The sequence below is a fragment of the Micromonospora sp. MGP-C2 genome (assembly GCF_057766525.1).
The window spans coordinates 433,987-447,085 of the sequence record NZ_JBYMEN010000002.1 but is presented as its reverse complement, the minus strand read 5'-3'; the positions used below and the strand labels follow the sequence as shown (position 1 = coordinate 447,085).

Genomic DNA, 13,099 nt, shown 5'->3' with positions numbered 1-13,099 from the left:
GCAGGTCTACAATCTCAAGACCTATTCGACGCTGTGGCGGTCTGCCCTGCCAGATCCGGCCGGCGAGTAGGCGCAGTTCGTCAGGGACGCCTCGACGCTGCACATGCCCCCTACGCCATCGGAGGCGAAGGGGGTCAGGGCGAACGGCACTGGCGCGGTCTACCCAGCCTGCACGAACGCGGCAAGCGCGTCAGCATCTCGGCGACCCACTGAGCCTTTCCGCGCAACGCCCCGTGGCGTTAGGTGATCACGTGGTGCGACGGTGTTCGACATGCAGCAGGACGAGTGCGGCTCTGGCGATCTTGCCGATCTTCCAGGGGCAGAGGCTGACGTTGCGCAGTGCTTTGAACGTGGTCTTCAGCAGCGAGTTGCCACGTTCGCCGATGGCCCGGATGCCGTTGTGGACCTTGTTGTAGGTCTGTTCGGCGTCGGTGAGTTGCCCGCCCTTGGGTTTCTTGAACGCGACGGTAATCGTGTTGGCTTCGCCTTCGTAGCCCAGGTCGCCCAGGACCCGGAGTTGGTCTTCGCTCCAGGCGGCGAGCAGGGGCAGTATCTCGGTGTGTTCGCGCAGGGCGGTGGTGTCGTGCTCGCGGCCGGGGCGAACCTCGGAGGTCCACAGAGGCCAGCCGTCCGGTGCGGTGATGACCTGGATGTTCCCGCCGTGGTTGTCGTGTTTCCCCGACCACCACAGGTCCACGCCCGGGGTGGGGCCCGGGGCGCGGCAGCGGTCGGCCTCAATCAGCGTGCCGTCGATGTTGATGTGGTCGTAGCCGGCCATCTTCGCGGCGAGCAGCGCCGCGTGCAGACTCGGCGCCGCAGCGGCCAGCGCGTCGATACCTTCGTGGAGGTAGTCATAGGTAGTGGACCTGCCGATCGCGTTGTCGACCGCCAGCTGGGCGACCCGGGTGCCGTCCAAAAACCAGCGGATGACCAGGATCGCCTGTTTGAAGCAGCCGAGAGCGCGGGTGCCGGTGCGAGTCCCGCGTCGCTGGCGTTCGGCGTGTAGCCGACTTGAGACGAACAGCACGGTCTCCTCACGCACGCTCAACGTGGCGACGTATGTGACTTTCCCGACGCAGGACCCCTACGAAGTTGATCTGTGAGAGGACCACCTTACCGAAGTTTTGCGTCTTTACGTTGCACCGCCACGGGTTCGGCGTGCCACGGCCGGCCTCCGACGCGCGTTGCGTGGTGCGCGGGTCCGGGCCTAACGTGCCCCCCATGGAAGAGGACTGGCGCCAACCCGAGCACACCTTCGACACGTTTGTCGTCAGCTCGTCCAACCGATTCGCGCACGCGGCGGCGGTCGCCGTCGCCGAAGCACCGGTGACGGCGTACAACCCGCTGTTCATCTACGGCGGCTCCGGGCTGGGCAAGACCCACCTGTTGCACGCCATCGGACAGCGCGCCACCATCCTCCGCAACGCACAGTTCATCCAGTACGTTTCGTCCCAGCAACTCACCAACATCATCAAGTCCCTGCGCCACGACAAGACGCATGACTTCCAACGCCGCCACCGCCACGTCGACGTCCTGCTGATCGACGACATCCAGTTTCTCGAGAACAGCGACCGGGCACAGGAGGAGTTCCTCCAAACCTTCAACGCCCTGCACAACGACAACAAGCGGATCGTCATCAGCTCCGACCGCTCCCCGCGCCAGCTGTACACCCTGGATGACCGCCTGCGGACCCGCTTCGAGTGGGGCCTTCTAGCAGACATCCAACCGCCGAACCCCCAGACGCGAACCGCGACCGCGATTCGGCGGAAGGATTGAAGTCCTCACAATCGCGTGACAACTTTCAGTGATCGACCCGTTGCGCGGAACGGCTCACTGTCGGCCAAGGCGCGACCGGTGTCGAGCCAGTAGGACAACTGGCGCCTGATGCCACCAGCACCTGTGGCCGTAACGTCCGGGGGACAGCCGTCAGCCGGATCTCCCAAACTCGCCGCCTCACGGGTAGCCGCCGCCGCGAGGTGGTCGCGGGCTACCTACGGATGGCCATCGACGGTCGAGGCCAGCGCAGCCATGAGGTGCAGGTGGCAAGCACTTGCCGCACTCGCACATCCGAGGCGCCTTCTCCCAGGCGAGGACTGAGATAGAGGGTACGCGCCTCCGTGCACCCCCGGGCCGCCCTATCACTACAATCGCACCGTCCCCCCACGCTCCGCCTTTGAAGGACTCACATGCAGCGACCAGCGAACCGTGCTAAAGCACTGTCATGGCCGGAGATCACTCAGCGGGCCGCAGTCTTCTCGCATGAGTGGGAAGGCGCTGCGGGGAACGAACGCAGTCAATCACAGACCTTTTGGGTTCGCTTTTTGGATTGCTTCGGGGTGCGTGCGGAGCGTGTAGCAACCTTCGAGCACACAGTTCAACGATTCTCCACGCAGGCGCGTGGTTTCATCGATCTATTCTGGCCCGGGATGCTGCTCGTTGAGCAGAAAGGCGCCGGAAAAGACCTAGACCAAGCCAGGTTCCAAGCCTTCGACTACCTACCCGGGTTGAAGGATCACGAACTTCCCAAGCTGCTAGTGATGTGCGACTTCCGTCGATTTAAAGGTCATGTGCTTGCCACTGGCGAGGAGTTCGAATTCGATTTAGCCGAGCTCGCGCTGCCCTCGAACCTGGATCGCTTCGGCTTCTTCGCCGGGTACAACCGGACTGAGTTTGGGAGTGCGGAAGAAGAAGCCGCATCCGTTGAGGCTGCTCGACTCATGGCGGGGTTATACGAACAACTCAGGCTCGATCAGTATGACGACGAGTCAACCTCCGTATTTCTTACTCGAATATTGTTCTTGATGTTTGGCGACGATACCGCCCTTTGGGAGCCCCACCTCTTCCAAGAATATGTGCGTACTCGAACGGCAGAGGATGGGTCGGATCTCGGTGCGCAACTGTCTTCCTTGTTTCAGGTCCTAAATACACCTGTAGGAGGCAGGCCTTCGCGAGTTGATTCGGTCGCTTCGCGCTTTCCGTACGTGAATGGTGACCTTTTCTCGAAGCCATTGCAGATCCCCTACTTCGACACGGTCACGCGTGACGTGCTGTTGCGATGCTGCTCATTCAACTGGGGGTCTATTAGCCCTGCAGTCTTTGGCTCAATGTTTCAAGCAGTGAAGAGCAGGCAGGCTCGGCGCGAGCTTGGCGAACACTACACCACTGAAACAAATATTCTAAAAACTATCAAGCCGCTCTTTCTTGACGAACTTCGAACCCGTTTCGACCGGAATATGAACTACGCCCCCGGCTTGCAGAGGCTCCTCAATGACCTCTCTGAACTCCGCTTACTAGACCCAGCCTGCGGCTGTGGCAACTTTCTCGTGGTGGCATACCGCGAGCTTCGCGAGCTAGAGCTGGATATACGTGTACGCATTCGTACACTTTCCGGCGTCGCTCAAGACGAGTTCATTTTTGCGGAACAGCTCGCTGTAAATATGGACCAGTTCTTCGGCATCGAAATAGAGTGGTGGCCAGCGAGGATCGCCGAAGTTGCGATGTTCCTTGTGGACCATCTCGCCAATCAAAAGATGGCTAGCCGGCTAGGCTGGGCTCCAAACAGGCTACCGCTTACAACGAAGCCAGCGATTGCGCACGCGAATGCGCTTACCACGGATTGGAAGCTGTTCCTAGAGCCCTCCGACAGCGTAATAGTGCTGGGCAATCCACCCTTCCTCGGCCACGACAGCCGGACACCGGCGCAAGCGACCGAGCTAAGAGCACTCTGGGGCAACGATATTGGACGGATTGATTACGTAACCGGCTGGTACGCCAAGACACTAGAGTACTTCGGGACAAACATCAACGGACGTTGGGCGTTTGTTTCCACCAACTCAGTTACCCAAGGACAGCCCGTCGCTCTGGTTTTCGGCAGGGCCTTCGCCGCTAATTGGCGAATACTATTCGCCCACCGGACCTTTGCCTGGACGTCTGAGGCGCCAGGTGCCGCTTCTGTCCATTGCGTCATCGTTGGATTTTCCCGCCCTGTTGTCCGACCGCGAATGTTTCACTATGTCTCGTTGCGAGGTACGCCATCTGAACGTCCAGCAACTAACATCAACGCTTACCTGATCGACGGACCCAATGTGCTTGTAACGACACGGTCTAAGCCGCTTTCGCCAGTCATCACTAAAGTCCGCTATGGGAGCCGACCGAATGATGGCGGTGCACTCACAATCAATGAGGCCGATTATGATTCCTTTCTGGCCGACCCGATTGCTCGAAAGTACGTGCGCCGTTTCGTTGGCGCACGTGAGCTGTTGCACGATGAACGCCGATGGGTCTTGTGGATGGTTGACCTGACTCCAGAGGACGCGGCTCGGAGTGGGCTGCTGCGGGAACGTATCGAACGGTGTCGGCAGCATCGGCTGGACAGCGAGCGGCCCTCAACCCGCGCATGGGCAGATAGAGCACATTTATTTGATTTTGACAGCCAGCCTCGGGTGCCCTATCTATGCATCCCCGGTCATGTGAGTTCAGAGCGGAGATATGCTACGGTTTCACGCTTGACACCCGACGTAATTTCAAGCAACGCGAATTTTACGGCCGAAGACGCAGATGGGCTCGTGTTCGGTCTCGTTTCGTCGGCAATGTTCATGGCATGGCAAAAAGCCGTCGGCGGCCGCATCAAATCAGATATACGCTTTAGCAATACGCTCGTCTGGAACAATTTCCCAGTCCCGCCTCTTCAGTCGAAGCTACGAGACATGATCATTGATGCGGGAAAGTCCGTACAAGAGGCGCGTGCCGCCTACCCCGACCGAACCTTGGCTGAACATTACAATTCATCCGTCATGGAGCCAAGTCTCCGGGCGGCGCATGCAGATTTGGATAAGGTTGTCGACAAAGCATTCCGCGTCGGCGGCCGAGACGTTGGCGAAGATAGGCGACTTTCCGTTTTATTTCAACACTTCGATATGCTTGCTAAGCAAGGTCAGCTTCCGGGTCTTGAGGTGCCAACACAGACAGCGGGCCGGCGCGCGAAAGCGCCAAGGGGTAGGTAGACAGTGAGACGGACGCAGGTTCCTCGGCGTCGAGTCCAGACCGGGTCGCGACAATACGCGCCGCGCCTTGGAGGCAGCCGGCGACCGTTACTTACCTATGTAATGTTGCAGGGCATGCCTCACAGCGCCACGATCGCCGCAGTCTCCGCCGGCAGCTCGATCCGGTCCCGCATAACCGTGACCCCCTCCCCCGTGGCCAACAACACCCGCCGCGCCACCCCAGGCAACGACACCCCCTGCCCCCGCCCAGCCAGGTTCGCCACCACAAGCGTGTCCCCCCGCCGCATCACCAGGAACTGGTCCCCATGCTGCACAGAAACCGCGTTCAACCGAGGATCCGAGAGGTCAGGAAGCGACCGCCGCAGTGCGATCAACCGCTGGTAGAACGACAGCATCGAAGCATGCTCAGGCTTGTCCAGTTCCGCCCAGTCCAACCGCGACCGTACGAACGTCTGCGGGTCCTGCGGATCAGGCACGTCCCCCTCGGGCCACCCGTGCGAGGCGAACTCCCGCCGCCGCCCGGTCCGCACCGCAGAGGCCAACTCCGGCTCGGGATGCGACGTGAAGAACTGCCACGGCGTAGAAGCCGCCCACTCCTCCCCCATGAACAGCATGGGAGTGAACGGCGCCGTCAACAGCAACGTGGCCCCGACCCGCAGCAGCGAAGGCGAGAGAGAAGCCGAGATCCGATCCCCGGTAGCCCGGTTCCCGATCTGGTCATGGTTCTGCAGGTAGGCCACGAACCGGTGCCCCGGCACCCGAGGATCGACAGGCCGCCCATGGTGCCGGTTACGGAAGCTCGACCAGGTCCCCGCGTGGAAGAACCCACCCGTCAGCACGTCAGACAGCGTCTCCAGGGAGCCGAAGTCCCCGTAGTAGCCCTGCCGCTCCCCCGTCAGCAACGTGTGCAGCGCGTGGTGCGCGTCGTCGTTCCACTGCGCGTGCAGCCCGAACCCGCCCGCCTCGCGAGGGGTGATGAGCCGCGGGTCGTTGAGGTCGGACTCGGCGATGAGCGACAGCGGCCGGCCCAGGTGCGTCGACAGCGCCTCGACCTCAATAGCCAACTCTTCAAGCAGCGGCACCGCGCGGGTGTCCGGCAGGGCGTGTACGGCATCCAGGCGTAGCCCGTCGACGTGGTAGTCGCGCAGCCACATGAGCACGCTGTCGATGATGTAGCGGCGTACCTCGTCGGAGTGCGGGCCGTCCAGGTTGACCGAGCGGCCCCAACTGTTGCTCTGCTCGGCGAGGTAGGGCCCGAACTGTGGCGCGTAGGCCCCGGAGGGCCCGAAATGGTTGTAGACGACGTCGAGGATCACCCCCAACCCGCGAGCGTGGGCGGCGTCGACGAACCGTTTCAGGCCGTCGGGGCCGCCGTAGGGCTCGTGCGGGGCATACCAGCAGACGCCGTCGTACCCCCAGTTGTGTTCGCCGTTGAAGGCGTTGACCGGGAGCAGCTCGATCAGGTCGACCCCCAGCGACACCAGGTGGTCGAGGCGGTCGATGGCCGCGTCGAAGGTGCCGTCCGGGGTGAAGGTGCCGATGTGCAGCTCGTAGAGGATGCTGCCGGGCAGTTGCCGGCCGGTCCACGAGCTGTCGGACCACGCGAAGGCCGCGTGGTCGTAGCGTCGGCTCGGCCCGTGCACCCCCGCAGGCTGCCACGGTGACCGGGGGTCGGGCAGCGGCGTTTCGTCGTCGTTCAGCAGAAAGGAGTAGTCGACGCCGGCGTCGGGGACGTCGACCCGCCACCACCCGTCGGCGGCGGCGCGCATCTCGTGGTCGGAGTCGCCGGCCAGGCGCAGCCTGACGCGGGTGGCGTCCGGTGCCCACACGGAGAATTCGGTCATGAAGCAGCCTCCACGGAAGCGGTGGGAGGAGCCAGCAGTGCGACGGGATAATCGGCCAGGAGGTCGTCCAGGGGCGTCTCACCGCCACTGTAGACCCGGCCAGTGAACAGGTCGGTAACCTCGTTAACGGGAAGCGACAGGGCGGTGTCACACCAGCCGCCGGCGCGGGCCAGGCCCAGCGGCAGCCGGGTCGCCACGGCGATCACGCCACCCCGGTCGAACGCCACCGCGTGCCGGCCCACCGGGCCGTGCGCCGGCACCGGCCGGTAGCCGGTGAACAGCTCCGGGTGCGCCCGCCGCAACCGCAGGGTCCGCGACACGACGAGCAGCTTCGCTGCGCCGTCGGTGTCGATCGGGGGACGCCAGCCGCCGTCGATCCGTGCCAGCAACTCTCGGCGTACGTCGAAGTCGACCGGGCGGCGGTTGTCCGGGTCGACGAGGGAGTTGTCCCACAGCTCGGTGCCCTGGTAGGTGTCCGGCACACCGGGCATGGTGAGTTGCACGAGCTTCTGCCCGAGGGAGTTGCACCAGCCGGCCGGGGTGATCGCTGCGGCGAGTTCGGTCAGCTCGTCGTGCAGGCTCGGGTCGTCGTACATCAGGTCGACCACGGCGTGCAGGGCCTGCTCGAAGGCCGGGTCGGGGTCCGCCCAACTGGTCGAGGCCCCGGCCTCCCGGGCGGCCTTCTCGACGTACGCGTGCAGTCGCTCCCGCTCAATCGGCCAAGCGCCGACGGCGGTCTGCCACAGCAGGTGGGCGAACGACGGGTCGGGCAGCGGGGCGTACTCCATCCAGGCCTTGACCTGCTCGGCCCAGCGGCCCGGCAGCTCGCTGAGCACGGCGAGGCGGGCGCGGACGTCCTCGCCGCGTTTGGTGTCGTGGGTGGAGAGGGTGGTCATGCTGGCGGGCCAGCGGACCTGGCGGGCGCCGGCGAAGCGGTGGAACTCCGCCGGCGACACCCCGAAGTAGGCGGGGCTGTCGCCGACCTCGTTGAGCGCCACGAACCGGCTCCACCGGTAGAACGCGGTGTCCTCCACGCCCTTGGCCATCACCGCGCCGGTGAGCTGCGGGAACCGTTGGCCCAGCTCGTCGTCGGGGTTGCGCAGCCGGCGGGTGATCGCGTCCAGGGCGGCGGCCAGGTCGGGGCGGCGGCGGCCGGCCTCGGAGCGGGCGGCGGCGAGATGCCGGGCGCCGTGCGGCGGGTAACCGCGGTAGACCGGGAACGCGGCGGCCAGCTCGGCGAGCGCCGCGCGGGCCTGCTCGGTGGGCACCTCGGGGGCGAGGGCGGCCAGCCGGGTCAGCTCGGCGGCGAGCAGCCGGGTGGCGGCGGCCAGCTTGGTGGCGTGGGTCAGGTCCTCCCAGGAGGTGTGCTGCCCGGTCAGGCGGGTGTCCAGGGCGGTGAAGTCACCCTCGGCGTCGGTGTCGATGAAGAGCCCGCCGACCGCTGCCAGGGCGTCGTAGCCGGTCGTGCCGTCCACCGGCCAGTCCGGCAGCTCCTCGCCGTACTCCAGGATCTTCTCCACCACGAGCCAGGCCTGCGGCGCGGCGGCCCGCAGCCTGGCCAGGTAGCCGACCGGGTCGCGTAGGCCGTCCGGGTGGTCGACGCGTATGCCGTCGACCTCCCCGGCGGCGGCCCAGCGCAGGATGAGGTCGTGGGTGGCGGCGAACACCGCCGGGTCCTCCACGCGCAGACCCGCCAGGCCCGCGATGGCGAAGAATCGGCGGTACGTCAGCTCGGCGTCGCCCCGACGCCAGGAGACCAGCTCGTAGTGCTGCCGGTCGTGCACCTCGCCCGCGCTGCCGTCGCCGGTGCCGTCGGCGATCGGGAAGCGGTGCTCGTGGTAGCGCAGCTCGTTGTCGACCACCTTGAGGTCGTCCAGGGCGGCCGGGTCGTCGGCCAGCACGGGCAGCAGCAGCCGGCCCCGGTCCCAGTCGATGTCGAACCAGTCGGCGTACGCCGAGTCGCGCCCCCGGCGCAGCACGTCCCACCAGGCGGGGTTGGCCGCGGGGACGGCGACCCCGGCGTGGTTGGGCACGATGTCGACGACGAGCCCGAGCTGCTTGTCGCGCAGCGCGCGCAGCAGCCGCTGCCGACCGGCCTCGCCGCCCACCTCCGGGTTGACCTCCCGGTGGTCGACCACGTCGTAGCCGTGCTGAGAGCCGGGGGTGGCGGCCAGCAGCGGGGCGCTGTAAAGGTGGCTGACGCCGAGATCGGCGAGGTAGTCGAGGATGGCGGCGGTGGCGTCCAGGTCGAAGCCGGGGCGGACCTGGACGCGGTAGGTGGCCTTGGGAGGGGTGGCCGGCATGTCAGATAGTCCTCTCCAGCACGACGAGGGACCGGTCCGGCACCCGGATGGTGCCGCCCGCGCTGATCACCGTGGCGTCGCCCGGCTCGGGCTCGGCCGTGCTGATCACCCGTTCCCACTTCTGGCCGTACTCGCTGCCGGGCATGGTGAAGTCCAGCGGCGCGTCGTGGGCGTTGAAGCAGAGCAGGAACGAGGCGTCGTGGTGTTTCTGGCCGTACTGGCCGCGCTCGCGGATGCCCTCACCGTTGACGAACAGCGCCACCGAGCGGCCGAAGTCGTTGCCCCAGTCGTCGCCGGTCATCTCCCGCCCGTCCGGGGTGTGCCAGGCAAGGTCGGGCAGCGGCTCGTCGCTGCCGCGCCCACCCACGGGCAGGCCGGTGAAGAACCGGCGGCGGCGGAACACCTGGTGCCGTTTGCGGAACGCGGTCAACGTCTGGACGAACTCCAGCAGCTGCTCGTCGACGTTGTCCCAGTCGACCCAGGCCAGCTCGCTGTCCTGGCAGTAGGCGTTGTTGTTGCCGTGCTGGGTGCGACCCAGCTCGTCGCCGTGGCCGATCATCGGCACGCCCTGCGACAGCATCAGCGTGGCCAGGAAGTTGCGCCGCTGCTTGGCCCGCAGCGCGAGCACCGCCTCGTCGTCGGTGTCGCCCTCGACCCCGCAGTTCCAGGAACGGTTGTGGCTCTCGCCGTCCCGGTTCTCCTCGCCGTTGGCCTCGTTGTGCTTGTCGTTGTACGACACCAGGTCGTTCAGCGTGAACCCGTCGTGGACGGTGACGAAGTTGATGCTGTGGAACGGGCGGCGCCCGTCGTCCTGGTAGAGGTCGGCGGAACCGGAGATCCGCGACGCGAACTCGGCGAGGGTGGCCGGCTCGCCGCGCCAGAAGTCGCGGACCGTGTCGCGGTATTTTCCGTTCCACTCCGTCCACAACGGCGGGAAGTTGCCCACCTGGTAGCCGCCCGGGCCGACGTCCCACGGTTCGGCGATCAGCTTCACCTGGCTGACCACCGGGTCCTGCTGCACCACCTCGAAGAAGGTGGACAGCCGATCCACCTCGTAGAACTCGCGGGCCAGGGTGGCGGCCAGGTCGAAGCGGAAGCCGTCGACGTGCATCTCGGTCACCCAGTACCGCAGCGAATCCATGATCAGTTGCAGCGAGTGCGGGCTGCGCACGTTGAGGCTGTTGCCGGTGCCCGTGTAGTCGACGAAGTAGCGGCGATCTTCCTCGCTGAGCCGGTAGTAGCTCGGGGCGTCCACGCCCTTGAAGCTCAACGTCGGCCCGAGGTGGTTGCCCTCGGCGGTGTGGTTGTAGACCACGTCGAGGATGACCTCGATGCCGGCCGCGTGCAGCGCCTTGACCATCCCCCGGAACTCCTGCACCTGCTGACCGAGGCGGCCCAGCGCGGAGTAGCCGTGGTGCGGGGCGAAGAAGCCGATCGTGTTGTAACCCCAGTAGTTACGCAGCCCCAGGTCCACGAGACGGTGGTCGTGCACGAACTCGTGCACCGGCATCAACTCGATCGCCGTGATCCCGAGCCGGGTCAGATAGTCGATCATCGGCGGGGAGGCGATGCCCGCGTAGGTGCCGCGCAGCTCCTCCGGGATGTCCGGGTGGCGCATGGTCAGCCCGCGTACGTGCGCCTCGTAGATCACCGAGTGGTGGTAAGGGGTGCGCGGCGGCTTGTCGTTGCCCCAGTCGAAGTACGGGTTGACCACCACCGACTTCGGCATGAACGGCGCCGAGTCCGCCTCGTTCATCCGCTCCGGCTCCGACATGTCGTAGTCGTAGACCGCCGGGTCCCACTGGATGTCACCGTCGATGGCCTTGGCGTACGGGTCGAGCAGCAGTTTGTGCGGGTTGCAGCGCAGCCCGTTCGCCGGGTCGTACGGGCCGTGCACCCGGTAGCCGTAGCGCTGACCCGGCTCGATGCCCGGCAGGTACGCGTGCCACACGTAGGCGTCCACCTCGCGCAGCTCGACGCGGCGCTCCGCGCCGGTGTCCCACTCGTCGAAGAGGCACAGCTCGATCCGCTCGGCCACCTCGGAGAAGATGGCGAAGTTGGTGCCCATCCCGTCGTAGGTGGCGCCCAGGGGATACCTCTCGCCCGGCCAGACCTGCATGTCGCTCCTTAGACCATGGTTATGTGCGCACCGGCCGAGATCGCCCGCGCGCACGCAGGTAGTGCCCCCGGCCCGGTCGCGCCAATCCATCCTTTCAGGCGATGGCCGAAAACCACCTGTCTGATGCGCACTACACCGATCAGGTGTCCTCCGTCACGATGACCGTTTTCGAGGTGCGTTCTTGGGCCCGATGCACTTTCCTTGACCGGGGACAAGCGTTCGCGCGTGCCCGCCAGGCCCTCGGCCACCCCTTACACCTCCCACTCCGCCGCCACTGACGCCGGCGCGTATCACCATGCATGGACGGAGATTGATGTGACAGTGCGGGTCGACGAGCAGCTCGCTGCCACCAAGGACCGGGCCCACCGGCCCACAGTGACCTCCCGGCCCCAGCTTCCCGCGCAGCCCGGCCTCTCCGCGCAGCCCGGCACACCCGTGCCGACGCAGTCCGGCTCCGGGGTGCCCCCGCAGACCCGTCGCATCCTCATGCTGTCCTGGGAATACCCGCCGGTGCTCGTCGGCGGTCTCGGCCGACACGTGCACGCGCTCTCCGTCGCCCTCGCCGCCGCCGGCCACGAGGTCACCGTCGTCACCCGCCACAGCGAAGGCGCACCCCTGGAGGAGTACGCCGACGGCGTGCGTATCCTGCGCGCCCCCGAGGACCCGGTGACCTTCCCCCTCGCCACCGGCTCCCTGCTGGCCTGGACGATGGCCTTCAACCACACCCTCACCCGCACCGCCCTGCGCGCCACCCAGGCCGGCTCGTACGACGTCATCCACGCCCACGACTGGCTCGTCGCGCACACCGCGATGACGTTGCGCGACCACCTGGACATCCCGCTGGTCAGCACCATCCACGCCACCGAGGCCGGCCGACACCAGGGCTGGCTCCCGGAGGAGATGAACCGCACCATCCACGGCGTCGAGCAGTGGCTCACCAGTGAGTCCAACCGGCTGATCGTCTGCTCCGGCTACATGCGCGACGAGGTGAACGCGCTCTTCGGCGTACCGGCCGGCCGGGTCGACGTGGTCGCCAACGGCGTCGAGCCGCACCGCTGGCGGGTGCCCGCCCGCGCGGTCGCCGCCGCCCGCGCCCGCTTCGCCGGGGACGGCCCGCTGGTCACCTTCGCCGGCCGCCTGGTTTACGAGAAGGGTGTGCAGCACCTGATCGCCGCGCTGCCCCGGCTGCGCGAGCGGCACCCCGGGCTGCGTGCCGTGATCGCCGGTGACGGCCCGTACCGCGCCGAGCTGGAGGCCGAGGTGCACCGCCGCGGCCTCGGCGGCATGGTCAGCATGCCGGGCTTCCTCGGCGGCACCGACCTGCCGGCGCTGATGGCCGCGTCCGACTGCTTCGCCGTGCCGAGCATCTACGAGCCGTTCGGCATGGTCGCCCTGGAAGGCGCCGCGGCCGGCGCGCCACTCGCGGTCGCCGCCACCGGTGGCCTCGCCGAGATCGTCGAGCCGGGCGTCACCGGCATGACCTTCCGCCCGCACGACCCGGACGGGCTCACCGACGCCGTGGACGCCTTGCTGTCCGACTCCGACCGCGCCCGCGTCATGGCCCGTCGCGCACGCCGGATGGTCCACGACCAGTACGGCTGGTCGGCCATTGCCCAGCGCACCGCCGCCAGCTACGCAGCCGCCATCACCTCGGACGCCACGTTCACGGCCGAACGCGCCGAGCAGCGCATGTCCCAGGGCCGCGCCCTCCCGGCGCTCCCCGAAGGCAACCTGCTCGCCGCAGCGGGCCTGCGCTAAGCCGCCACGCCGCGCGCGGGAATGCGGAAGGCCGTCGACCTGGATCGGTCGACGGCCTGCCGGTGTTGCGGA

Annotated in this window: 6 protein-coding genes and 1 pseudogene; 3 read left to right on the top strand and 4 right to left on the bottom strand. The window is 66.6% G+C overall.

Annotation, left to right across the window (positions count from 1 at the left end):
* Positions 1 to 247: 247 nt before the first annotated feature.
* Positions 248 to 1,048, bottom strand: coding sequence for an HARBI1 family protein (locus tag AC3CF1_RS01575; protein WP_488449354.1), 801 nt, complete (start codon positions 1,046 to 1,048; stop codon positions 248 to 250).
* Positions 1,049 to 1,242: 194 nt separating this feature from the next.
* Here AC3CF1_RS01575 and AC3CF1_RS01570 point away from each other — a divergent pair.
* Positions 1,243 to 1,752, top strand: a pseudogene (locus tag AC3CF1_RS01570) (DnaA ATPase domain-containing protein); the annotation flags it as partial.
* A 434-nt stretch (positions 1,753 to 2,186) separates the two neighbouring features.
* Positions 2,187 to 5,003 carry a DNA methyltransferase gene (locus tag AC3CF1_RS01565; RefSeq protein ID WP_488449353.1) on the top strand — a complete coding sequence of 939 codons (2,817 nt, stop codon included), beginning with the start codon at positions 2,187 to 2,189 and terminating at the stop codon, positions 5,001 to 5,003.
* A gap of 119 nt (positions 5,004 to 5,122) precedes the next feature.
* Here the strand turns inward: AC3CF1_RS01565 and treZ are convergent, their stop codons facing one another.
* From treZ to glgX, 3 genes are read right to left on the bottom strand one after another with little or no spacing between them, the layout of a single operon-like run.
* Positions 5,123 to 6,847 (bottom strand): malto-oligosyltrehalose trehalohydrolase, encoded by a 1,725-nt coding sequence (treZ, locus tag AC3CF1_RS01560; protein WP_488449352.1) that lies wholly within the window; start codon positions 6,845 to 6,847, stop codon positions 5,123 to 5,125.
* The gene (gene treY, locus AC3CF1_RS01555; protein ID WP_488449351.1) at positions 6,844 to 9,150 is read right to left on the bottom strand and encodes a malto-oligosyltrehalose synthase; all 2,307 of its coding nucleotides are present in this window, start codon (positions 9,148 to 9,150) and stop codon (positions 6,844 to 6,846) included. Before treY ends, treZ begins: the two co-directional genes overlap by 4 nt.
* A 1-nt stretch (position 9,151) precedes the next feature.
* Positions 9,152 to 11,269 (bottom strand): glycogen debranching protein GlgX, encoded by a 2,118-nt coding sequence (gene glgX, locus AC3CF1_RS01550; RefSeq protein ID WP_488449350.1) that lies wholly within the window; start codon positions 11,267 to 11,269, stop codon positions 9,152 to 9,154.
* Between the two features lie 486 nt (positions 11,270 to 11,755).
* Between glgX and AC3CF1_RS01545 the strand changes: the two genes are divergently transcribed.
* The gene (locus tag AC3CF1_RS01545) at positions 11,756 to 13,027 is read left to right on the top strand and encodes a glycosyltransferase family 4 protein (protein ID WP_425887836.1); all 1,272 of its coding nucleotides are present in this window, start codon (positions 11,756 to 11,758) and stop codon (positions 13,025 to 13,027) included.
* The last annotated feature ends 72 nt before the right edge of the window (positions 13,028 to 13,099 follow it).